Genomic DNA, 21,299 nt, shown 5'->3' with positions numbered 1-21,299 from the left:
CACCAAACAATCGTTTGTTTGAGTCGAGGGTCAGCTAACATCCTCACGCCGGGCAGGGTCAACGGAAATGATCGTCAGTCGGACGAGGAGTTCGCGTCGTCCGTGCCTCACGAACCCGGCGACCGGCGGCGCTCACGCCGAAGACGGTGCCGCTCGGCGCACCGGGCGGCCCAACGGGCACATTCGGTGCCGAGTCCCAGCAGCAGAACGAGCAGGACTGCCGCGGCCATCACCATCTGGGTGGTCGCGGTCACCAGCAGATCCGCCCAGTAGAACCCGACACCGATTGCGCCGAAACCGGCAGTCGCGACAGCCAGGACCAGGCAGAAGCGGGCCGTTGGAGCGGCGGTGCGCTGCTCCGCGGCCCACTGTTTGAGGCTCTCCGCGAACCAGTACCCGGCAAGGAGCAGCACATCGAGCATCGTGATCCAGGCCGCCACGAAGATGTCCAGGACCCAAGAGAGCATGAGCGCATCGTCCTGCGGCGCCCTCTCCCCAGCTTGAGTACAACTACTCAGAAATGAAGGGCACTTGGTTCTTCCGTAGAACGGGGACGCGCGGGGAAGGCGATTCCGAGGGCGTCGAGGACGGCCAGCGGGTCGAGGTAGTCCCGCCAGTGCGTGATCCTGCGGTCCCGGATGGTGATCACGGAAACGAAGTGGTTGTCGTACGCCCGGCCCGTGCCGACAGCGCGACCGTGCACCACGTATTCGAGGACGACGACGGAGGTCTCGCGGTCATGATGGACGGCGAGCCCGTCGGCGCTCTCCGCGACCATGGTGTCCCCGTACCCGCGGTACAGCTCGGCCAGGGCGTCCCGGCCGTCGATCCTCCTCGGGTAGCCGGGCACGGTGACCACGTACTCGGTGACGGCGTCCTCGGTGAACCAGTCGAAGAAGTGGTCCCCGTCGACCAATCCGTCGAGCCCTTCCCCGACAACGCGGAAGAACGGATCCAGCGCTTTGAAGTCGTCCAGATCCTTGGCGGTCATGACGATCCCTCGATTCCTGAGGTGAGTGGGGGCACGGGGAAGCCCGGACCGGAACCGGCATCTTCCTCGTCAATCGACGTTACGACGGGATCAGGACAGCTCCGGTCCTGATGAGGCTCCGCCAGCACCTCGACACGCCTGCTCCGCCGTGACCCGCATCAGGCGGCGGCCCGGTGCCGGAGATATGAGAGGGCGGTACGTGGCCTGATGTCCGGTTCGGTTTCGCCGTGTGATTGTGGGAACTCTCAGCCGGTCGACGGACTCGGCCGTGCTGGAGTGGCGGGGTGAGCGACCGCAAGCCCTGCAAGAGCGACCTATCCGAGGAACGCTGGGTGCTGATCGAGCCGGTGACCACTGCATGGAGGGCGAAGCACCCGTCCGTCAGCGGCCGTCAGGGCAGCTACGAGATGTGAGAAATCGTCAACGCGCTCCTGTACCCAGTCCGGACCGGCTACCAATGGGACTACCTGCCCCGCGACCTGCCACCGCCCGGCGCGGTGACGTACTACTTCTGCAAATGGCGCGACGACGGCACCGACGAGGTCATCCATGACCTGCTGCGCTGGCAGGTACGTGAGAGCCGGGGACGATTAGCCGACCCGAGCATGGTGGTGCTCGACACCCAGAGTCTGCATGCCGCCGCGGGGGTACCCGCGCCCACGACCGGGCGGGACGCGGCCAAGAAGGTGCCGGGTCGCAAGCGGGGGCTGGCCGTTGACGTGCTGGGCCTGGTGGTCGCCGTGGTGGCGCTGGCCGCTTCCGTGCACGACAACGCCTTCGGTACCGCGTTGCTGGACAAGGTCGCCGCGGGGACCTCTGACCGCGCTGCTGGACGGACTCGCCCAGGCCGTCGAGCACATCACTATCACCCGCAAGACGCTCCTGGAACTGCCCGACGAAACGCCCTTGGCACCGGCCACACCGACTCCGGCCCTGCCGGACGGCCCCGCCTACCAGCAGATCATGGCCGTTTCGCCGAAGCCGACGCTCCGCTACGGGCGAGGAACATGTGCGAGGCGATGGACCTGAATCTCGTGCCGAACAACATCAACAACGTCCGCATCAAACTGAAGCGCCTGACCGGGGGCAGAATCCTCGATGCGACCGGGCCGGGACTGTTTACCAGCCCGCGACCGTAACCGCCCGGCAAACCCACCACCGGCCCCCTCATCGTTCTGCCAGCCCGCCGAGGAAGCCCGTTGCGAGTGAGCCGCATCGGATGTCTGATTGATCGGCCACCGATCACGGGATGGAACATGATTATGTCGCTGCCCGCCCCCTCGTTGCACACTGCTCGCCTGCGACTGCGTGCCTTCGAAGACGCGGACGCGAACGACCTGTTCGCGCTGCAGAGCAACGCCTACGTGTTGCGCTACTGGGACGATCCACCGTGGACCGAACGCGCGCGCGCCGAGAAATTCATCACCCGTTGCCGAGAGATGGAAAAGGAAGGCACCGGGGCGCGGCTGGCCGTGGATCGTGTCTCCGACGGGGCGTTCATCGGCTGGTGCACCCTGAACAGGTGGAATCCGGACTTCCGCAGTGCGTCGCTGGGCTACTGCTTCGACGATGCAGCGTGGGGCAACGGTTATGCGACCGAGGCCACGCACGCTTTGCTGCGGTGGGCATTCGACACGCTGGACCTGAATCGCGTCCAGGCTGAGGCCGATACGCGCAACGTGGCTTCTGCCCGCGTGCTGGAGAAGCTCGGCTTCGTGCGTGAGGGGACGTTGCGGGAAGACTGCGTTGTCAACGGCGAGGTCTCTGATTCGTGGGTCTACGGGCTGATCAGGCGGGAGTGGCGGCCGTCGTCCGAGTCGGCTCCCGCCCGCTGAGTCCCCTTGCCCGGTACCTGGTACCGACCACGCCCCGAACCACTGATCACTGCGCCTCATCCAAACTCAACCACGAACCGGGAAAAGGCTCCCATCTCGCCCCCTCAGAGGCCCTGAAGGCAATCACCGAAGACTTCGAGCAACCGCACGGCTATCCTCCGGGCGCCAACGAGGTCCGGCCGACCGGTCACGACGATCAGGCCGCGGTTCGCCTGCTTGCCCAAGTGAGTCTCGCTCCTGCCGACCCGGTCACCTTCTACGACAGCATCGGTGATGTCACCTGGGCGGACGTCGGCAACGGCTACTTCGTTGCCCCGGCAGAGGAGGTCCTTCTGCAGCTGGAGGAGTACGGCGCTGTCGATGGGCGCGGGCCAGAAGGCCCGCGGCCTGGTCATCGGCTCGAACGGAGGAGGCCAGTCGTACGTCGTCGTCCCTGGTGGGGCGATCTACCGGACGCGAACAGCATCGCTGGACGAGCCTGAGCTCGACCGCGTGGTCGATGACCTGCGGCAGTTTCTGGAGCTGCTGGAGCATGTCCTGACCCAGTTCGTCGACAGCGGCAAGCCGGGATACCTCTAGGGACGGACCTCAGCGCGTCAATGTGTTAGCCGTTGTTACTTGGCCGGGGAACTCATTGGTCAGACCCCGGTATCCCTCGTCCACCTCGGCTTTCACCGTCGGGTGCTGATGGAACTGCTCGGCGATGCCTTCGCTGCGCACGCACGTCTGGTCGTGTATCCGGCCCGGGCGGAGGGCCCCGGAGAACAGCACACGGCCCTGGTGGTCGCTGAGCGTGGTGGACTTCATGGTGTTCTGCCTCTTCTTGCCGGAGACGAATGGCTTGCGGCCCGGGCGTCCCGCTTGCGGTCGGCGGACCTGGACTTCGGTGCCTTCGATGCACACCGTGACGTCCTCGGCCTCGGCGTAGGCGTAGGCGTAGGCGAACAGGTCTTCCAGGGTGCGGATGCGTACTCCCGGCCGGTCGGGGACGGCGAACCCGCGGTCCGCGAGCATGGCCCTGACCTGGCGGACGGCACTGGAGACGGTGGAGCGGTCGACGCGGTACAGGACGGCCAGCGCCTGGTGCGGCAGACCGAGCCGCAGATGGACCAAGGTGACCAGCAACCGGTCGATGAAGACCAGCTTCGGCTTGCGCCCGGCACCCTCAGCCCGCTTGCGCGGACCGCCCCGCAGGGCCTCCAGTGCGGACTCGCGCGCCAACTCCCTGCGTGGCGCAAGTTCTTCGAGCAACTCGGCGAAGTGTTGGCGCCGCACACCAGTAAGGGCAGGATGGGACATGGCCGTGCGGAGTACCTCGTGATTCACACCCTGAAAACCAGCGTGGCCACCGCCATGTCACGGCTCGTGGCCATCGGTCACAGAACCCACTTCGCAAGATCATGGGGCCTTGACCCCGGATGTTGAACACGTCTATGCGGCTTGGGTCAGGGTAGTTGCTGCTGCTTGGACGGCGTTCTCGTAGGCAATCGGAGACCGCTGACCGAGGCGGGAATGCCGGCGCCGGGTGTTGTAGCGGGTCAGCCAGCGGAAGGCGTCGAGCCTGGCCTCACGCTCGCTCGACCAGGCTTTGCGGCCTTTGAGCGTCTCCCTCTTGAAGGCGGCGTTGAAGCTTTCCGCGGCAGCGTTGTCGGCGCTGGACCCGATCGCGCCCATGCTCTGCCGGACCCCAGCTGACCTGCAGAGTTCCGCGAAGGCCCTGCTCGAATATTGAGATCCGTGGTCGGTGTGCATGATCACTCCGGTCAAGTTTCCGCGGGTCCGCTCGGCGGCCGTGAGGGCGTCGATGACGAGTTCTGTCCGCATGTGGTCAGCGATCGCCCACCCGGCGAGCCGACGTGAGGCGAGGTCGATGACGGTCGCGAGGTAGAGCGGCTTCGCGCCGCTGACCGGCAGGTATGTGATGTCGCCGACGTACTTTCTGTTGACTGCGGCCGCGGTGAAGTCACGGCCGATCAGGTCTGGCGCCTTCGCTGCGGTCTGGTCCGCGACGGTGGTGCGGTGCCGGCGGCGCAGACGGACTCCCTCGAGCCCGATGGACCGCATGATCCTCGCGACGCGCTTGTGGTTGACCACCGGGCCGCCCTCGTCGCGGAGTTCTGCGGTGATCCTGGGGGCTCCGTAGGTGCCGTCGGAGTCTTGGTGGACCTTGCGTATCCGGGCCGCGATCCCGGCTTCGACGGTCTGGCGGGCCGCTCTCGCGGATGCGGTGCGGCGCCAATAGTAGAAGCTCGAGCGGGCCAGGCCGAGGATGTCGCAGAGCCGCTTCACGCCGTGTCGGCGCTGGTGATCGTCAACGAACTGGTAGCGGTTCACCAGCGCGTCTCCGTCGCGAAATACCGGGCCGCCTTGCGGAGAATGTCCCGTTCTTCCTCGAGCTCACGGATCCTCTTGCGAGCGGCGGCCAGCTCCGCCTGAACAGCGTCGCCGCCGGTCTGCGAAGCGGCCGGCGGTGCGGAGTGGGCGCCGGGCCGGCGCCCGTCGGCGGCCCGGATCCAGTTCCGCAGCGTCTCGGTGTTCACCCCGAGATCACCGGCGACGGACTTGATCGTCGCTCCCGGCCTCGATCGGTACAACGCGACCGCATCCGCTTTGAACTCGGCGGGGTAATGCTTCATCCCCACGGGGACTCCGTTCTCCTGGACCATCAAGATCCAAGTGTCTCCGGTGTCCAAAACCCAGGGTCAAGGCCCATGACCCCAGTTCGGGTGATCCGGTCAGACTGCGGGTCAGCTCCATGAGGCGCTGGCGGGCCTCGATGTCGTACGCCTGCTGGTGCGCGCGAGCGTCCGTGAACTGGTCGAAGTAGCGGCCGGTAGTGGATTCCAGTTCCGGGTCGGTGATCAACCGTACGGTCGGCCGTACACCCTCGTCGATGCTTGTCGCCGGGGTGAGGCCGTATTCGCGTACGCCGTCGGTATCCATCAGATGGGCCGGGTGGAGGGTGTTCACGGTGACGCCGGTGCCGTCGAGTTCGGCGGCCAGCTCGAAACTCGCCATGATCAGCGCGAGCTTGCTCCTGCAGTAGGCGCGCAGTCCCTCGTAGTCCTGCTCCAGCATGACGTCGTCGAAGTCGATGGCGTCCTGCCCGATCGAGGCCACATTCACCACGCGGGCGGGCGCGGATGCGGTGAGCAGCGGCAGCAGATCGCGGGTGAGGGCGTGCGGGGCGAGGTGATTCACTGCGAACCGCAGCTCGTACCCCTGCCTGCTCAACTCCCGCCGCAGGGGCTCAGAGCCGCCACCGGCAACCGCGTTGTTGACCAGCGCGTCGAGCCGGGGCTCCGCCGCACGTACTTGGGCGGCCATCGCGTGCACCTGATCGAGGTCGGCCAGATCCGCGAGGTAGGTGCGGACTGCGGCGGCAGGCGCGGTGGCGCGGACCTCAGCTGCAACTGCATCGAGGCGGGTGCTGTCGCGGCCGTGGAGTAGGACGGTGCCGCCGCGTGCGGCAAGGCCGAGTGCGATACCGCGGCCCAGCCCTTGGGTCGCACCAGTGATCAAGGTGGTGTGCCTGTTCATGGTCGCGATCCTGGCATGTCTGGTGCAGCGCTCGGGAGTGTGTGCTGATCCTGGTGTTGCCACCACCAGCCGGGGATTCCCCAACGTCGTTCGCGACAGGCACCCTGCCGAACTGCCCGCCGGACCACCCGCCAACGTCACAGCACCGAACTCGTGCTCGCCCGGCACACCCCAGCCCCAATTTCACCCAAGGTCGTTAGCGCGCTGCTGGGAGTCCAGAGCGTGTGAGGCCGAGGAGACAGAACACCCTGGCCACGGGAACAAGGAGTCAGCACGGCTCAGAGGAACTCACGGGATGTCGCACAGAAGGGCCGCACACGTGGGCCGGTGTTCGTCACCCACCGCCGCCCGGGGCCGGGCAAGGTCGTCAGCCCGCGTGACGTGTGCCCGGACACCGGGCGAGTAATTGTCAAGACCTGTGGATTGATGCTTGATCAGGGGGTCGGGTTGGTGCCCCGCAGGACGTCCCCGGGCTTGAAATGGAGATCGTCCGCTCCAGCACCGGTGAGGACGAGACGGGCGCCGTGAGGCGGGTCCACCTCGTCGACTGGCACCTGGGGGTAGCGGCGAATCTCCGCCAGTACCAGGTCGACGGCTTGTCCGTCCGGACTGGAGCAGCGGAAGCGCGCGCCCAGCCGCGTGGTCGCCAGGCATCGCACGACGACAGCCAGGAGGGCGGTGCCAGTGGCATCCACCTGCACGATCTGGACCTCGGGGCTGGGTGCTTCCGCTGGAGTCATCGTCACGCCGCCATGATCTCAGGGCGTTCGACAAGCTGGCCGCGTTCGAAGTGGGCCCCGGCGCGGACGAGGGCGACGAGGTGGGGTGCGTTCACGGCTCGACAGCGGGCCTGGGCGGACTCGACGAGCTTGAAGACCATCGCCAGGGCAGCGGCTCGGGAGCCGGCCCCCTTGGTGACCTTCTTCCGCAGTCGGACGGTCGCGAAGGTCGACTCAATGGGGTTGGTGGTGCGTAGGTGAATCCAGTGTTCGGCGGGGAAGTCGTAGAACGCCAGCAGCTCATCCTCGTCATCGACGATCTTCTTGACGGCCTTGGGGAACTTCGCCCCGTACTGCTTGGCGAACGCCTTGACCGCGGCGGCTGCGTGCTCCTTGTCTTCGGCGTTGTAGATGTCCTGAATGGCCTTTTTCGCCGCGGGCTGGGCCGACTTCGGCAGGCTGTCGAGGCAGTTGGCCGTCTTGTGAACCCAGCATCTTTGGTGGCGGGTTTCGGGGAAGACCTCGTTGATGGCGTTCCAGAAGCCGAGGGCGCCGTCGCCGACGGCCAAGGGGGGAGCGCGCATGCCGCGCCGCTGGCAGTCCCGCAGCAGACTCGCCCAGGACTCCGATGATTCCCGGTAGCCGTCCGCCATCGCGATCAGCTCCTTCGTGCCGTCCACCCGAACGCCCATGACGACCAGGACGGCGGCCTTCGCCTCTTCGAGGCGTATGCGCAGGTGGATGCCGTCGGCCCAGACATAGACGTAGTCGGTGGCGGACAGATCACGCTCGCCGAACGCCTTGTGGTCGGCCTGCCACTACTGCGTGAGGCGAGTCACCGTGGCCGGGGACAGGCCGGCCGAGGAGCCCAGGAACTGCTCGAGCGCGGGCACGAAGTCTCCGGAGGACAGGCCGTGCAGGTAGAGCAGTGGCAGAACTTCGCTGATCTTCGGGGACTTCCTGGCCCAGGGCGGCAGGATCGCCGAGGAGAACCGTCTGCGCTCACCCGTCGCCTCATCGACGCGCTTATCGTTCACCCGCGGCGCTTTCACCTCGACCGTCCCAGCCGCGGTGGTCACTGAACGGGGCTGGTGATAGCCGTTGCGGACCACCAGACGACGACCCATCTCATCCAACTGATCAGCCAACTCGGCAAGATAGGTGTTGACCTCGGCCTCCAAGGCCGCGGCCAACATCCGCCTCGCACCCTCCCGGACGATCTCGTCGATGAGCGAGGAGCTGTTGGCGGTGCTGCCGTCGGCGTTGACTACGCTGAGCACGGGCGTGCCTTCCCGACCGGTGTTCGCAGCACCGGCCTACTCGATGACCATCAATCGACCACTCGGGAAAGTACGCCCTTCGCGTTCGACCCGATGTCGATCCACAGGTCTTGAGCATTGCTCACACCGGGCTGGCCCGGCTGTCGTACGGGCAGGCCCGCGTCCTTCTCGACGAGTACCCAGCCCGTGCGCGGACCGGGCACGGGTGGGACGTGCACGAATATCGTCACCCCGGCCTCACCCACCTGGGCGAGGCCGGGGCCAGCCTGCTGATGCTGATGGCCAAGTCGAGACACAAGAAGCCGGAGAACGACCGCCGCTACTTCACGCCCTCGCCCGACGCCATTGCGGAGATCACCAGTCTCCTCGCGCCGGGCGACAGCAGGCGCTGATCGCGACGCCTGCTATGAGGCGGGGTCGGCCCACAGGTCGGTGCTGTGGGCCCCGATGAGAGCGCTGATGTGGGTGAGTGCATCATTGACCGGCTGCGGGTCGAGTCGGCGTCCATCACGCAAGCGCAGCGCGGCGTGATCGTCAGCGGCCTCCTTGGCACCGATGACGGCTTGGTAGGGAACCAGGCGGGCCTCTCGGATACGAGCGCCCAGGCTGCCGCGGTCCGGTCCCGCGATCTGGGCACGCAGTCCGAGACGAGTGCAGCGTTGGGCAAGGGCTGCGGCGTTCGGCAGTTCGGTGTCGGAGATCGGGAGGATCACCAGCTGAGTGGGGGCGAGCCAGGCAGGGAAAGCGCCGCCGTGCTGTTCGATGAGATGGGCGACGGCTCGCTCCACACTGCCGATGATGCTGCGGTGGACCATGACCGGGCGGTGCTTGGCGCCGTCCGCGCCGATGTAGTGCAGGTCGAACTGCTCGGGCTGGTGGAAGTCGACCTGGACGGTGGACAGGGTGGACTCCCGGCCGGCGGCATCGGTGACCTGGACGTCGATCTTGGGACCGTAGAACGCGGCCTCTCCCTCGGCCGCTTCGTAAGGCAGGCCGGAGCGGTCGAGGGCGTCGGTCAGCAGCGCGGTGGAACGTTGCCACTTCTCGGGTGCGGCAACGTACTTGCCGCCGGGGCCCGGGAGGGAGAGCCGGTAACGGGTCGGGGTGATGCCGAGCGCCTCGTACGCCCGGCGAATCATCTCCAGCGCCGCCTGCGCCTCCTCGGCGACCTGGTCCAGGGTGCAGAAGATGTGCGCGTCATTGAGCTGGATGGCCCGCACCCGGGTCAGTCCGCCGAGCACGCCCGAGTGCTCGGAGCGGTACATGCCGCCCAGTTCGGCCATCCGCAGGGGCAGTTCGCGGTAGCTGTGGGAGCGGGAGCGGTAGATCACCGCGTGATGGGGGCACAGGCTCGGCCGCAGGACGACCTGCTCCCCGCCGAGGTCCATCGGGGGGAACATGTCGTCGCTGTAGTGCGCCCAGTGCCCCGAGATTTCGTACAGCTCCCGCTTGCCGAGTACCGGTGAGTACACGTGCTGGTAGCCCGACCGCCGCTCGGCGTCACGGATGTACTCCTCCAGGGTGTGCCTCACGGCCGCGCCGTCGGGCAGCCAGTACGGCAGGCCGGCGCCGATCAGCGGATCGGTGTCGAACAGGCCCAGTTCACGGCCCAGTTTGCGGTGGTCGTGCTTGGTGGTCATCGCGGTCTCCTTGCTGGTTGCGGAGCAAGTGACCGGGCCTACGACAAAGCCCCGGGGCACTTGCCCCGGGGCTTCGGATCAGATCGTCTGTCAGCGCGCCGGGACACTCTCCGGCGTCGTCGTCATAGCAGCGCGCTTCATGGCGCAGACGTTAGCAGGATGTAGCGATGTCCACACGGTCATTCCTCATCAGGAGTGCCCGGGTCACTCAGGGGTCGCAGGCCGCCGGGTAGGTCAGGCAGTTGGAAGGAGTACCGGCCGAGCATGTTGATGTGGTGCCGTACAAACGGTGAGAGGCGGGCCACGTCCTCGTCACGCCGTACGCCCCCGCACCCGGGGCTCCGGCCGGACTCCTCGCCCAGCGGCGCGCCGCGCAGTGGGTGCCGGACTTCGAGCGGGATGTGCGACATCCCGTCCGTTCGCGGGTCAGGCCGATCGCGTGTCTGAACAGGGTCAACTTCCATCCCGCCGTACGGGCCGCATGGAGCACAGCAGGAAGCTGGGAGTTGTGGCATCGTCATGCTGACGCGCGAGCGGAAGCAGTGGCTCACGGCCTTCCGTAGCGCCCAGTCTGTCCTTTGTCCGATCCTCGCGAGAAGGGACAGCTCTCTTGGCATCGGCCGGTCCCGGGCGTCAGCGCGTGACCTTGATGACCGCAGGGGGACGCCAGGTGCCGTCGAGGGCTGCCGGTTCGGGCCAGTAGGCACGCAGGTAGAGCGCGAACGGTCCGGTGGGGGCGGGCAGCCAATTGGGCAGGTCTTCGTCGGCGGGCGGGCGGGGGGGCCGAAGTGGAGTGCCAGGGAGCCGTCGGCGCCCGTGCGCAGGCCGGTGTTCTTGGTGCCGAGCGAGTAGCGGTGCAGCTCGTTGCGGTGGAAGAAGTGGTGCTCGTTGTAGAGCGTCACCGACCAGAAGCCCTTCACCGGAGGGAGAGCGCCGACGGGGAAGACCAGCGTATAGCTGTGCTCGCCGGTGAGCCGGTCTTCTTGAACCCCTGGTCCACCAGCGCCTCCGTCACCGTGGAGGTCCCCGCGGCGACCTTGTCCAGCAACGCGGTACCGAAGGCGTTGTCGTGCACGGAAGCGGCCAGCACCACCACGGCGACCACCAGGCCCAGCACGTCAACGGCCAGCCCCCGCTTGCGACCCGGCACCTTCTTGGCCGCGTCCCGCCCGGTCGTGGGCGCGGGTACCCCCGCTGCGGCATGCAGACTCTGGGTGTCTTGCAGGGCTTGCGGTCGCTCACCCCGCCACTCCAGCACGGCCGAGCCCGTCGACCGGCTGAGAGTTCCCACAGTCACACGGCGAAACCGAACCGGACATCAGGTCACGTACCGCCCTCTGAGGCTTGACTCTCGCAATATGTGAGAGGAACCTCTCACATCATGGACTCTGGTAATCGTCTGGGCGATATCGAGATCACTGATCCGCAGGCGATGCGGGCGCTGGCGCACCCGGTGCGGCTGGCGATCCTCGAACGCCTTCAGCGGCACGGGCCGGCGACGGCGACGCAACTCGCGCCCGACGTGGGAGCGACCCCGTCAGTGACCAGCTGGCATCTGCGGCACCTGGCGGGCTTCGGCCTGGTCCGCGATGCCGAGCCCGCCCCGGACCGTCGCCAGCGGCGCTGGGAGGCGGTGGCGCGCGGCTTCCGGTTCGAGGTACCGGAGGACCCGGACGACGAGGAGGGCAGGTCGGCCGCGCGGGTGCTGTCCCGGGAGATGTTCCTGCGTTCCGGAGACCTGCCGAACCGGTGGGCTGCCGAGGTCGAGCCCGAGCTCGAACCGGCGTGGCAGCGGCTTGCGGGGCTGGCCAACACCCGCGTCGTCGTGTCCGCCGACGAACTCGCCGCCATCGAGGACGCGATCCAGTGCATTCTCGCGCCCTACGTGACACGCGACGAGGCCGCGCGTCCGGCCGACGGACGTGGCGTCCGGCTGCTGCGGTACGCCCTGCCCGAGGGTGCGGAGGATCGGACGGGCGGGACGTCATGAACGCTGCAGACCAGCCCGTAGTCATATCGCTCTGGCGCGATCAGCGGTTCCGCCGTTTCTGGGCCGGCCAGTCGATCTCGCAGTTCGGCGACCGGATCACCGAACTGGCCCTGCCACTGATCGCGGTGGGGGCGCTGCGCGCTTCGGCCAACCAGGTGGCGTGGCTGACCGCACTCATCTGGACTCCGAACCTGCTCGCGATCGTCCTCGGCGCCTGGGTCGACCACCGCGTCCACAAACGGCGCCTGATGGTTCTCGCCGACCTGGTGCGCGCCGCAGTACTGCTCTCCCTCCCCGCCGCCTATCTGCTGGGGGCGGTGAGCCTGAGCCAGCTGTACGCCGTGGCGTTGCTGACCGGCGCCGCAGGGGTGCTGTTCAACACCGCCTACCCGCCGTTCTTCACCCACCTGGTGCCCCGGTCGTCCTACGTCGACGCGAACAGCAAGCTCAGTGCCAGCCGTTCCGCGTCATACGTCGTCGGCCCGGCGATCGGTGGCGTGCTGGTCCAGGCGTTGACCGCTCCCGTCGCCGTCGTCGTCGACGCCCTGACGTTCCTGGCGTCCGCGATTCTGGTCGGCCGGGTTTCGACCCACGAATCGCCGGCCGCCCCCGCCCAGGCGACACCACCACTGCTGCGGCGTGCCAGGGAGGGACTGGTGTTCGTCGTCCGTCACCCGGTACTGCGGGCGAGCCTCGGGTGCGCGGCGACCGTCAACTTCTTCACCTTCATCGGGGGCAGCGGACTGATCGTGCTGTTCGCCAGCCGGAACCTCGGACTGACCGCGGGAGCCATCGGCACGGCATTCGGGATCGGCGCCACCGGCTCGCTCCTCGGCGCGGTGATCGCCCCGAGGATCTCGCGAACGCTCGGCTTGGGCCGCAGCATCGTCGTGGGCGCGGTGTTGTTCCCGGCGCCGATCGCCATCGCCGCTCTTGCCGGTGGCCCCCTCTGGACCCGCGCCGGAGCCCTTGCCGTGACCGAGTTCCTCTCCGGCGTCGGCGTCATGCTGTTCGACGTCAACCTCAACTCCCTTCAGGCGGACGTGATCCCCGACGGCATGCGCAGCCGTGTCGCCGGCGCGTACAGCACGATCAATTACGGCTCACGCCCGGCGGGCGCCGTCCTCGGCGGCCTCCTCGCCACCCTCGTCGGCCTCCGGGCGACCCTCCTCATCGCTGCCGTCGGCGGAGCACTGTCGCTGCTCTGGCTGCTGCCCTCGCCGATACCACGCATCCATTCCCTGACTCCCGACGATCCGGCAGCTCCGGACAGCGCGGCGGACTCGGACGCGCGACCATTGCCCTGCTGACCGCCGCGGAACTGTCCGGGTCCGACGGACCGTCAGGCTGAATTGGGAAGTACTGGGGGTTCTTCGCCCTCACCCACAGGGGCTTCGGAGTGCTCGGCGATCCAGGCCAGCGTCTCCGGCGAAATCACGCCATGCTCCTGCTCGTTGTTCCGCTTGGCCAGTCTCCGCAACAACTCGTCGTGATCAGCCTGGAAGTGGACGAGCCGCCACCTGGCGCCGTGCTCCGTGACCAACTGCTTGTAGTCGTCCCGGACCGCGCGGGTGCCCAGGCCGTGATCCAGCACTACCGAACGCCCCTCCCGCAGGAGTGCGACGAGTTGTCGCCGGACGTCCTCGATCACGGGAGCCTGAAGCGCGAGGTGTTCGCGCTCGGGGTGGTCCTTGCCGATCCGTCCGTGCCGGGCCGTCATCTGGTCATCCACCGACAGACGGACGACACCGCCTCGCGCCAACGCCTTCGCGAAGGTGGTCTTTCCCGAGCCGGGCATGCCGGTAAGTAGCCATACGACGGGCTGAAGATCACTCATCCGCCTGACCCTAATGGTCCCGACGTCCTGGCCCCCGGTCGGCGCCGTCCACCAGGATCGTCAGGAGGCCGGCCCGCTCAGGACGGCACGGCCGGGCAGCTGGTGCCGCGTGGTGGCACCGCCAGGTCGGTCAGGTAGTCGTCGACGGCGTGCTCCATGCAGGGGCCGCTGGTGACGCTGCCGTGCCCCTGGCCCTCGTAGGTGAGGAGGGCGCCGCTGCGGCCGAGTTGCCGGGCCACCGAGACCGCCCACGGGTAGCCGGTGGCAGGGTCGTGGAGTGCGTTGGACACCAGGATCGGCGGGGCGCCGTGGGCATCCAACTGGTGCTGCGGGTTGGCGGTCGGTGCGCCCAGGCACGCCGCTGTCATCCGGATCGGCAGCAGGGAGGGCAGGTCGGGTGCGGTCCTGTTCATCACGCCGACGAGTGAGGAGTATTCCTGGTAGTCGTGCACCGGCAGGTGCCAGTCCGCGCAGAAGACGGGGGTCGCCGGCGGCAGCGGCGACATCGAGGGGTGCGAGGCGGGGAGCGGGCTGCTCGATGCCATTCCGGCGATGGTCCTTGCCAGGCCTGCGTAGTCGGCGTCGTAGAACTTCTTGAAGGCTTCCCTGTTGACCAGGTCCGCTGACGAGAGAGGGGTTCCCGGCTTGTCGGGGTTCTCCAGCTCACCGCGTCGGGCCCGGGTCAACAGCCCCTGCCAGACCGCGCGGACGTCGCGACCGTGCAGTGCGCAGGTGGACTCGCGGGTGCACCATTTCACGAACTCGTCGAAGGAGTCCTGGGCGGCGGTCGCCTCGGACCGCAGGAACTCACGGGTGGTGGAGACGCTGTGGTCCATCACGCTCTCCAGCACCATCGCCCGGACCCGGTGCGGATAGGTCTCGGCGTACTCCGCTCCGAGCAGTGTGCCGTACGAGCTGCCGTGGAAGGTCAGTGCGGCCTCGCCGAGGGCGGCCCGCAGGGCGTCCAGATCCTGGACCGTCTGGGCGGTGTCCAGGTGGTCGAACACCGGGCCGGTGCGTGCCCGGCAGTCGGCGCGGAGCTGCTTGTTGTAGACGAGGGTGGCGTCGAAGTCCGCTTGGCTCGCCCACTCTGATGACGGCCGTCGGGCGAGCAGGTCGCCGGAGCAGGTCACCGGGTTGCTGCGGCCCACGCCGCGCGGGTCGAAGCTGACGATGTCGAACCTGCGCCGGATCCCGGAACTGAAATGGCTGATGCCGGTCACCACCCGCTCCACGCCGGAGTCGCCCGGGCCCCCGGGACCGAACACCATCGAGCCGACGCGTGCACCGGGGTCGGTGGCCTGACGGCGGGCCACGGCCAGGCCGAACGTCGGCCCGTCCGGGCGGGCCCAGTCGATCGGCACCGTGAGGGTGGCGCACTCGGCGCCCGGGTGGTCCGGGTCGTCGCACGGAGCCCACTGCAGGGCCTTCGCGGTCACCGGGGCCGCGTTCACGAGGGGTGCGGCGGCGAAACCGGCGACGGCGGCAATGGCGGTTCCCGCAGCCATCGCCGTGCCGCGTACAGCGGCGCGCCGTAACACGGACCTGCCTTTGAACAGCATGAATCGTCCTCCTGACGAGACGGGGAGCGAGAGACGTGCTTCAAGAAATGCGCAGACCCGGCCGGGACTCCTTGAGCACCCTAGGTGCGCTGTCGGCCGCCCGGTGCCGTTGTCAGGGGCCGTTCCGGGGCGAGTCAGGGACGCACCAGGGGTGCCCCTGGTGCGTCCCTGCCGGACAGAACACCTGGCGCACCACGCGGTAGGCGGAGGTAGACGGCTCGCGAACTGAAGGTGCGGGTCTCGGCACGGCGACCCGAGGGCGGCCCCATGGGCACACTCAGTGGCGCTGACCTCGCATCGGCGCGCAACACGAGTCCGGGGCCGGGCCGTCCGTCACGCCGACTCCCTCGGCATCAAGCGGTGCGCCAGCACGATTTCCCTGGCCGTGCCGGGCGAGGTCTCGTCCAGCCGGTCAAGGAGCAGCCGGGCAGCCGAACTGCCGATCTCACGGGCCGGGTTGAGCACGGTGGTCAGCGCGGGTGAGACGAGTGACGCCGCCTCGATGTCGTCGTACCCGGTGATCGCCACATCGTCGGGCACCCGGTATCCCGCGGCCCGTGCGGTGTCGAGTGCGCCGATGGCGATCAGATCGTTGGCGCACACCACGGCGTCGGGGGGCGTGCGGGCGTTCAGGACGGTCCGTGCGCCGAGGCGCCCACCCTCGCGCGTGAAGCCGGTCCAGGCGACGAGTTCGTCGGCCACGGGCAGCCCCGCCGTCTCCAGCGCCTGCCGGTAGCCGAGGAAGCGTTCCTGACCCGGTTCCACCCCGGGAGCACCGCCGATGAAGGCGATACGGCCGTATCCGCGCCCCACCAGATGGTTCACCAGGTCGCACATGCCCTCGGTCTCGGCGGCCCGCACCACATCGCCGAGGCCCGGTTCGAGGTGGCCGCCAAGGCGTACGAGTTTCGATCCTGACGTCACGATGCGTTCGAGGTCGCTATGGGTGGCGCCGTATCGTCCGACCACGATGCCGTCGATGCGGCGTGCGACGAGTTGACGGATCACCGCGGGCAGATGCGGGCCGTCCATCGGCGCCTCGCAGACGACGGTGAGGTAGTCGTGGGCCAGTGCGATCTCCTGCATACCCGCGGCGATGGCCGTGTTGAACGGGTTCGTGATGTCGGGGACGACCAGGCCCAGGGTGTGCGTGCGCTGGGTGCGCAGTCCGCGTGCCGAAGGGTCCGCCTGGTAGCCCAGCCGTTCTATGACGTCCTCGACACGGGCACGGGTCGCGGCCGACACCGGGCGGCGACCGCTGAGCACATGGGAGACCGTCGTGACACTGACGCCCGCCGCGGACGCCACGTCGTTGATCTTGATCCGGCCGCCGCCGCTCACATCGACCTCCCGCTGTTCCCCTGGTGTTCGACGTCACTCTATCCATAATGCAAAACGTTTTGTATCGTGCTTCCTGTTGCGCCGCACCGGGGCGGAGCCAGGTTGTGCAAAACGATTTGGAGATCGCGTTGTCTATCGTACGCAAGAGGGCCGCATGACGCGCCCTCTCAGTCGCAGAAGCCTGCTCGGCGCGGCACTCGGAACGGTCTCGGCCGCCGCGCTGGCCGGGTGCTCGGGCGGCCGGCCGACCGACGGCGCGACGACCGTACAGTTCCTCGGGCCGGAGGCCGCCGAGACCTTCGCACCGGTGATCCGCGGCTTCGAACTCGCCCGTCCCGGGCTGCGGATCGCGTACACCCCGGTCCCGCCCGACCAGCTCAACGATTCGCTCCAGCTGCGGCTCTCCGCGAAGGACAACGCGATCGACGTGTACTGCGTCGACCAGCCGCGGGTCCCCGCGCTGACCGCCCGCGGCTTCCTCACCGACCTCACGGACATCGCGGACCGCGCCAGGCCGCTCGTCACGCCGGAGCAGTACGACGTCAGCTCCTGGGAGGGCCGGCTGCGCTCACTGCCGGTCTGGACGTCCACGCAGTACCTCTTCTACAACGCGGACCTGCTGGACAAGGCCGGGATCGCCCGCCCCGGATCTGCGCCGAAGGACCGATGGAGCTGGGAGCAGACCAAGGCCGCGGGCCGCCGGGCGATGACGCGGGCGGGCGCCGACTACGCCCTGCTGCTGGAACAGACCGATCTCTATTACGGGTTGCAGCCGCTGGTGGAGTCGCTCCACGGCGGATCCGGCATCACCGGCGGCGACATGCTCACGCCCGCGGTCACCACCCAGGGCTGGATTGACGCCCTCACCTGGTACCGCACACTCTTCGCCGACGGTTCGTCCCCGCGTGGCATGCCGTCGACCCAGCTCTCCTCGCTCTTCACCTCGGGCCGGGTGCCGTTCTTCGTCGGCGGCCCCTGGAACCTCGGCGCGTTCGCCTCGCTCAAGGACTTCACCTGGGGCACCGCACCGCAGCCGATGTTCGCCCACGGCCGTGCCGTCACGCCGACCGACTCCTGGTCCTGGGGCGTGAGCCCGTACGCGCAACACCCTGACGCAGCACGGCAGTTCATCGAGTACGCCGCCCTGACCACCGAGGGCAGCCTCGCAACCGTCGCGGCGTCCCCCCTCATCCCGTCCAACCGCGCGGCCTTCGGACGCTATGCGGCGCAGCTGGCGGACGACTCCACCAGGAGCACCGAGGGAGTGGCCGAGATCATGCGGTACGAACTCGCGCACACGGCCGTCAGCAGGCCGCGCAGTATCGGCTACACCCAGTTCGAGTCCGTCATGGGCTCCGCGTTCTCCGACATCCGCAACGGTTCCGACGTGGAACCCCGGCTGGCGAAGGCCTCCGGTGAACTGGTGCGTACCTGGGAGCGCCTGCGATGACCACACCCACACCACCCCTGCGTACCAGGACCGCCTCGCGCAGGAACCGTTCCTCGCAGGGCAGGACCGCCTTCTGGTTCCTCGCGCCCGCGCTGCTCGCCCTGCTCGTGCTGCGTCTGCTGCCCGCCGCGATGGCGATCGTCAGCAGCCTGCGCCACCACAGCCTGCTCGACGGCCGCACCACCTTCGTCGGCCTCGGCAACTACGCCGATCTGTTCTCCGACACCCAGTTCTGGCAGAGCGTCCGGGTGACGCTGCTGTTCAGCCTGATCATCAATCCGCTCCAGGTACTGGTGGCACTCGGCCTCGCGGTCCTGCTCAACCGCAAGTTCGCGGGCGTCCGGTTCTGGCGTTCGCTGGTCTTCGTACCGATCGCGGTGCCACCCGCGGTGTCCGCCGTCATCTGGGGCATCCTGTACCGCCCCGAGGGACCGGTCAACGCGATCCTGGGCACGATGGGAATCGGGCCGCAGCCCTTCCTCACCAGCTCGCAGCAGGCCCTCTTCGCCCTGATCGTGGTGATGTCCTGGGTCGGCGTCGGCTACTGGATGATGTTCCTCATCGCCGGTCTCCAGGACATCCCTCAGGAGTGCTACGACGCCGCGGCGGTCGACGGCGCCTCCTCCTGGCAACGCTTCGTCCACGTCACTCTGCCCCTGCTGCGCCGCCCGCTCGCGTTCGTCCTGGTCGCCGACACCGTCTCCAACTTCCTGGTGTTCGCGCCCGTGCAACTGCTCACCGGCGGCGGCCCCGAAGGCTCCACCAATCTCATGATGTACGACGTGTTCCGCCGCGCCTACAGCGTCGGCGACATCAACTACGCCCAGGCCGAGGTGGTGGTGCTGGTCGCCATCACACTCGCGGTCGTCGCCGTCCAGTTCCGGATGATGCAGGGCAAGGGCGAGGAGTGACCCAGTGAAGACCACGAACTCGCCGTCCGGGGAAGCCCCGGCGCCACCCACCGCTCCCCCGCACCGCCTCTCACCGCTCCGACACATGCCGCTGCTCACCGCTGTCGTCATCGGTGTGCTGTTCGCGCTGCCTCTGCTGTGGGTGCTCACCGGATCGCTGCGCCCCGGCGACAAGGTACTGGCCGGGCTCGACCAGGTCTCCTGGCGCACACTGATCCCGACCGATGCCACCCTGCACAACTACGTGGTGCTGTTCCAGGGCGACTTCGGGCGCTCCGTCCTCAACTCGGTCGGCGTCGCCGTGGCCACCGTGCTGCTCGGCCTGCTGCTCTCCGCGATGGCCGCCTTCGGCCTCTCGGTGTTCCAGTTCCGCGGGCGCGGTGTGGTCTTCGGCGTGATCCTGCTCAGCTTCATGATCCCGTTCGATGCCATCGCCATTCCGCTCTCGGACGTCTTCCGCGACTGGGGTCTGCAGAACACCTACACGGGGTTGATCCTGCCCGGCATCGGCAACGGTCTGGCCATCTTCCTGCTGCGCCAGTTCTTCCTGGCTGTCCCGCGTGAACTCGTGGAAGCCGCCAAGATGGACGGCCTCAGCTGGTGGGGGATCTTCTGGAAGATCTATCTGCCGCTGTCCAGGCCCGCTCTCATCGGCGCCGGACTGACCCTGTTCACCTTCCAGTGGCAGTCCTACATGTGGCCGCTGCTCGTCGGCACCGAACCCTCCAAGCAGCTCGGGCCGATCGCGCTGGGCACCCTCCAGGGCCAGATGGTCGTCGACTACGGCCAGGTCTTCGCCGCAGCCGTCGTACTGACCGCCATCCCGCTCGTCGTCCTGCTGCGCCTGCAGCGGTACTTCACGCAGTCCATCGCGGGCAGCGGTCTGAAGTGACCAGCCGGTGAGGGGCCCAGGCCTTCTCTCCCTATCCGCAACCACCCGAGGAACACCGTGAATCATCCCCTTGCCGCAGTACCCGAGGGCATCACCGCCGATGTCCTCCTCGACACCGACATCGGCAGCGACGTGGACGACGCACTGGCACTCGGCGTTCTCCTCGGCTCGCCCGAGGCCCGTATCACCGGTGTCACCACCGTCTACGGCGACACCCTGCTCAGGGCCAGGCTCACCCACCGGCTCGGCGCCCTCGCCGGACGTGACCTCACCGTCGTACCCGGCGCGAAGGACACCCTGTCGGGCAAGGACGTGTGGTGGGCCGGGCACGAGGGCAAGGCCTTCACCGACCTGGAGCGCGAACCGGTGCGCGAGGACACCGCCGCCGACCGCTTCCTGGTCGACTCGGTACTCGCCAGGCCCGGCGAGATCGACGTCATCGGCATCGCGCCGCTCGCCAACATCGCCCGCGCGATCCGTCTCGACGACCGCTTCGCCGCAGGCGTACGCGGCCTCTACCTGATGGGCGGCAGCTTCGGCCCCGATGCCCGGCCCGAGCACAACATCGTCAGTGACATCACTGCGGCCCGCGTCGTCTTCGGCTCCGGGATCCGCACCGTGGTGACCGGCCTCGAGATCACCACTCGGCTGCGTATCGAGTCGGCAGGCATCGAAACGATCCGCGGAGCCGGCGCGTACGGCGAAGCGCTCGCCCGCGAGATCGACGGCTGGACGGGCTTCACCGGCGAGCCGTGGAGCGTTCCGCACGACCCGATCACCGCACTCTCCCTGCTGCGCCCGGACCTGTACACCACCGAGCGCGGCACGGTGGAGATCACCGACGACGGCCTGACCGTCTTCACCGCCGACCCGAACGGCAACGTCGACCTCGTGGTCGACGCCGACGTCGAGGCAATCGCCGAGGAGATCGTCGCCCGGATCGTCCGGGCCTCCGGTCCCCTCGACTGAGCACGGTGTTCGCGCACACCAGGTGCGCGAACACCGGTGCCCCGGACCCGAATCGACGGGTCCGGGGCACCGCCACGATCAGACGGAGAGGCTGCCGCCGCGCTCGAAGAGAGCGCTCTTGCCCGGCCGGAGGACCGGCAGCAAGCGACCTCGGTCAAAGTTACCTCCGTTCTTCTGCGGGACCTGGCGAGCGCTTCGTACGGTCGGCCCTCCCGGAGGGGCGCGCCGGGTGCGGCCTTCAGCGTTCTGCCGCTCACGGCTGCTGCGGATATACCCGGCTTCGGGCGTTCGGTCGACCGGTTCCATCGAGGGGTTCCGCGTGCTGGAGGCCATCGACGCCGC

The 21,299-nt window shown here is 68.2% G+C and carries 17 protein-coding genes and 7 pseudogenes; 11 read left to right on the top strand and 13 right to left on the bottom strand.

Annotated features, from left to right (window positions below; genetic code table 11):
• Positions 1 to 107: 107 nt before the first annotated feature.
• Both OG709_RS34605 and OG709_RS34600 read right to left on the bottom strand, forming a co-directional pair.
• Complete coding sequence (locus tag OG709_RS34605; RefSeq protein ID WP_326693445.1) at positions 108 to 467, bottom strand: hypothetical protein; 360 nt, start codon at positions 465 to 467, stop codon at positions 108 to 110.
• 47 nt (positions 468 to 514) lie between these two features.
• Positions 515 to 991, bottom strand: a complete 477-nt coding sequence (locus OG709_RS34600; protein WP_250301417.1) for a nuclear transport factor 2 family protein — start codon at positions 989 to 991, stop codon at positions 515 to 517.
• 284 nt (positions 992 to 1,275) lie between these two features.
• Between OG709_RS34600 and OG709_RS34595 the strand changes: the two are divergent.
• From OG709_RS34595 to OG709_RS34585, 3 genes and pseudogenes are all read left to right on the top strand, one after another.
• Positions 1,276 to 1,800 (top strand): annotated as a pseudogene (locus tag OG709_RS34595) (transposase); the annotation flags it as partial.
• A gap of 453 nt (positions 1,801 to 2,253) precedes the next feature.
• The gene (locus OG709_RS34590; protein ID WP_329169269.1) at positions 2,254 to 2,826 is read left to right on the top strand and encodes a GNAT family N-acetyltransferase; all 573 of its coding nucleotides are present in this window, start codon (positions 2,254 to 2,256) and stop codon (positions 2,824 to 2,826) included.
• A gap of 360 nt (positions 2,827 to 3,186) precedes the next feature.
• Positions 3,187 to 3,405 carry a hypothetical protein gene (locus OG709_RS34585; protein ID WP_250301419.1) on the top strand — a complete coding sequence of 73 codons (219 nt, stop codon included), beginning with the start codon at positions 3,187 to 3,189 and terminating at the stop codon, positions 3,403 to 3,405.
• A gap of 9 nt (positions 3,406 to 3,414) precedes the next feature.
• On the opposite strand, the gene OG709_RS34580 is transcribed toward OG709_RS34585, so the two are convergent.
• The 3 genes and pseudogenes from OG709_RS34580 to OG709_RS34570 all read right to left on the bottom strand — a co-directional run.
• Positions 3,415 to 4,101 carry a transposase family protein gene (locus OG709_RS34580; protein ID WP_329168955.1) on the bottom strand — a complete coding sequence of 229 codons (687 nt, stop codon included), beginning with the start codon at positions 4,099 to 4,101 and terminating at the stop codon, positions 3,415 to 3,417.
• A 156-nt stretch (positions 4,102 to 4,257) separates the two neighbouring features.
• Positions 4,258 to 5,468, bottom strand: a protein-coding gene (locus OG709_RS34575; protein WP_266624355.1) for an IS3 family transposase whose coding sequence is annotated in 2 segments (ribosomal slippage) — positions 4,258 to 5,177 and positions 5,177 to 5,468 — 1,212 coding nt in all. Because the reading frame shifts where the segments join, the coding sequence is not laid out codon by codon here.
• Between the two features lie 88 nt (positions 5,469 to 5,556).
• Positions 5,557 to 6,366 (bottom strand): annotated as a pseudogene (locus OG709_RS34570) (SDR family NAD(P)-dependent oxidoreductase); the annotation flags it as partial.
• Positions 6,367 to 6,672: 306 nt separating this feature from the next.
• Here OG709_RS34570 and OG709_RS34565 point away from each other — a divergent pair.
• A pseudogene (locus tag OG709_RS34565) lies at positions 6,673 to 6,769 on the top strand (site-specific integrase); the annotation flags it as partial.
• A gap of 31 nt (positions 6,770 to 6,800) precedes the next feature.
• On the opposite strand, the gene OG709_RS34560 reads toward OG709_RS34565, so the two are convergent.
• Entirely contained in the window at positions 6,801 to 7,112 is a 312-nt protein-coding gene (locus OG709_RS34560; protein WP_326695672.1) for a hypothetical protein, read from the bottom strand.
• Positions 7,109 to 8,365 (bottom strand): annotated as a pseudogene (locus OG709_RS34555) (IS256 family transposase). The gene OG709_RS34560 and the pseudogene OG709_RS34555 overlap by 4 nt, the downstream one beginning before the upstream one ends.
• A gap of 125 nt (positions 8,366 to 8,490) precedes the next feature.
• Here OG709_RS34555 and OG709_RS34550 point away from each other — a divergent pair.
• A pseudogene (locus tag OG709_RS34550) lies at positions 8,491 to 8,757 on the top strand (site-specific integrase); the annotation flags it as partial.
• Between the two features lie 12 nt (positions 8,758 to 8,769).
• Here the strand turns inward: OG709_RS34550 and thrS are convergent.
• The 3 genes and pseudogenes from thrS to OG709_RS34535 form a co-directional block, all read right to left on the bottom strand.
• Positions 8,770 to 10,005 (bottom strand): threonine--tRNA ligase, encoded by a 1,236-nt coding sequence (thrS, locus tag OG709_RS34545; RefSeq protein WP_329168953.1) that lies wholly within the window; start codon positions 10,003 to 10,005, stop codon positions 8,770 to 8,772.
• A gap of 827 nt (positions 10,006 to 10,832) precedes the next feature.
• Positions 10,833 to 10,955: pseudogene (locus tag OG709_RS36140) on the bottom strand (DUF1214 domain-containing protein); the annotation flags it as partial.
• Between the two features lie 32 nt (positions 10,956 to 10,987).
• Positions 10,988 to 11,224 (bottom strand): annotated as a pseudogene (locus OG709_RS34535) (transposase); the annotation flags it as partial.
• Between the two features lie 162 nt (positions 11,225 to 11,386).
• Between OG709_RS34535 and OG709_RS34530 the strand changes: the two are divergent.
• Positions 11,387 to 11,995, top strand: coding sequence for an ArsR/SmtB family transcription factor (locus OG709_RS34530; RefSeq protein ID WP_250301424.1), 609 nt, complete (start codon positions 11,387 to 11,389; stop codon positions 11,993 to 11,995).
• Entirely contained in the window at positions 11,992 to 13,305 is a 1,314-nt protein-coding gene (locus OG709_RS34525) for an MFS transporter (RefSeq protein ID WP_250301425.1), read from the top strand. The genes OG709_RS34530 and OG709_RS34525 overlap by 4 nt, the downstream gene beginning before the upstream one ends.
• A 32-nt stretch (positions 13,306 to 13,337) precedes the next feature.
• Here the strand turns inward: OG709_RS34525 and OG709_RS34520 are convergent, their stop codons facing one another.
• The 3 genes from OG709_RS34520 to OG709_RS34510 form a co-directional block, all read right to left on the bottom strand.
• A complete protein-coding gene (locus OG709_RS34520; protein WP_250301426.1) occupies positions 13,338 to 13,832 on the bottom strand; it encodes an AAA family ATPase in 495 nt (164 codons plus the stop codon).
• A 77-nt stretch (positions 13,833 to 13,909) separates the two neighbouring features.
• Entirely contained in the window at positions 13,910 to 15,340 is a 1,431-nt protein-coding gene (locus tag OG709_RS34515; RefSeq protein ID WP_401279299.1) for an alpha/beta hydrolase, read from the bottom strand.
• Between the two features lie 387 nt (positions 15,341 to 15,727).
• Positions 15,728 to 16,735, bottom strand: a complete 1,008-nt coding sequence (locus OG709_RS34510; RefSeq protein WP_250301428.1) for a LacI family DNA-binding transcriptional regulator — start codon at positions 16,733 to 16,735, stop codon at positions 15,728 to 15,730.
• A 154-nt stretch (positions 16,736 to 16,889) separates the two neighbouring features.
• On the opposite strand from OG709_RS34510, the gene OG709_RS34505 reads away from it, so the two are divergent.
• The 4 genes from OG709_RS34505 to OG709_RS34490 are packed head-to-tail and all read left to right on the top strand — an operon-like array spanning position 16,890 to position 20,957.
• Positions 16,890 to 18,185, top strand: coding sequence for a sugar ABC transporter substrate-binding protein (locus OG709_RS34505; RefSeq protein WP_326693451.1), 1,296 nt, complete (start codon positions 16,890 to 16,892; stop codon positions 18,183 to 18,185).
• Positions 18,182 to 19,096: a carbohydrate ABC transporter permease gene (locus OG709_RS34500; protein ID WP_266645305.1), complete on the top strand. Its 915-nt coding sequence runs from the start codon at positions 18,182 to 18,184 to the stop codon at positions 19,094 to 19,096. The genes OG709_RS34505 and OG709_RS34500 overlap by 4 nt, the downstream gene beginning before the upstream one ends.
• Positions 19,097 to 19,100: 4 nt before the next feature.
• The gene (locus OG709_RS34495) at positions 19,101 to 19,988 is read left to right on the top strand and encodes a carbohydrate ABC transporter permease (RefSeq protein WP_250301431.1); all 888 of its coding nucleotides are present in this window, start codon (positions 19,101 to 19,103) and stop codon (positions 19,986 to 19,988) included.
• A 57-nt stretch (positions 19,989 to 20,045) separates the two neighbouring features.
• The gene (locus tag OG709_RS34490) at positions 20,046 to 20,957 is read left to right on the top strand and encodes a nucleoside hydrolase (protein WP_329168950.1); all 912 of its coding nucleotides are present in this window, start codon (positions 20,046 to 20,048) and stop codon (positions 20,955 to 20,957) included.
• Positions 20,958 to 21,299: the final 342 nt, after the last annotated feature.

This window comes from Streptomyces sp. NBC_01267, from assembly GCF_036241575.1.
In the GTDB taxonomy this organism is placed as follows: Bacteria; Actinomycetota; Actinomycetes; order Streptomycetales; family Streptomycetaceae; genus Streptomyces.
This window is presented reverse-complemented; position numbering and strand designations above follow the sequence as displayed.

What these genes read in the sequence shown, in the direction of transcription:
- OG709_RS34605 (WP_326693445.1), bottom strand. Translation starts at nt 467, where the DNA reads ATGCTCTCTTGGGTCCTGGACATCTTCGTGGCGGCCTGGATCACGATG.
- OG709_RS34600 (WP_250301417.1), bottom strand. Translation starts at nt 991, where the DNA reads ATGACCGCCAAGGATCTGGACGACTTCAAAGCGCTGGATCCGTTCTTC.
- OG709_RS34590 (WP_329169269.1), top strand. Translation starts at nt 2,254, where the DNA reads ATGTCGCTGCCCGCCCCCTCGTTGCACACTGCTCGCCTGCGACTGCGT.
- OG709_RS34585 (WP_250301419.1), top strand. Translation starts at nt 3,187, where the DNA reads ATGGGCGCGGGCCAGAAGGCCCGCGGCCTGGTCATCGGCTCGAACGGA.
- thrS (WP_329168953.1), bottom strand. Translation starts at nt 10,005, where the DNA reads ATGACCACCAAGCACGACCACCGCAAACTGGGCCGTGAACTGGGCCTG.
- OG709_RS34530 (WP_250301424.1), top strand. Translation starts at nt 11,387, where the DNA reads ATGGACTCTGGTAATCGTCTGGGCGATATCGAGATCACTGATCCGCAG.
- OG709_RS34525 (WP_250301425.1), top strand. Translation starts at nt 11,992, where the DNA reads ATGAACGCTGCAGACCAGCCCGTAGTCATATCGCTCTGGCGCGATCAG.
- OG709_RS34520 (WP_250301426.1), bottom strand. Translation starts at nt 13,832, where the DNA reads ATGAGTGATCTTCAGCCCGTCGTATGGCTACTTACCGGCATGCCCGGC.
- OG709_RS34515 (WP_401279299.1), bottom strand. Translation starts at nt 15,340, where the DNA reads ATGGCTGCGGGAACCGCCATTGCCGCCGTCGCCGGTTTCGCCGCCGCA.
- OG709_RS34505 (WP_326693451.1), top strand. Translation starts at nt 16,890, where the DNA reads ATGACGCGCCCTCTCAGTCGCAGAAGCCTGCTCGGCGCGGCACTCGGA.
- OG709_RS34500 (WP_266645305.1), top strand. Translation starts at nt 18,182, where the DNA reads ATGACCACACCCACACCACCCCTGCGTACCAGGACCGCCTCGCGCAGG.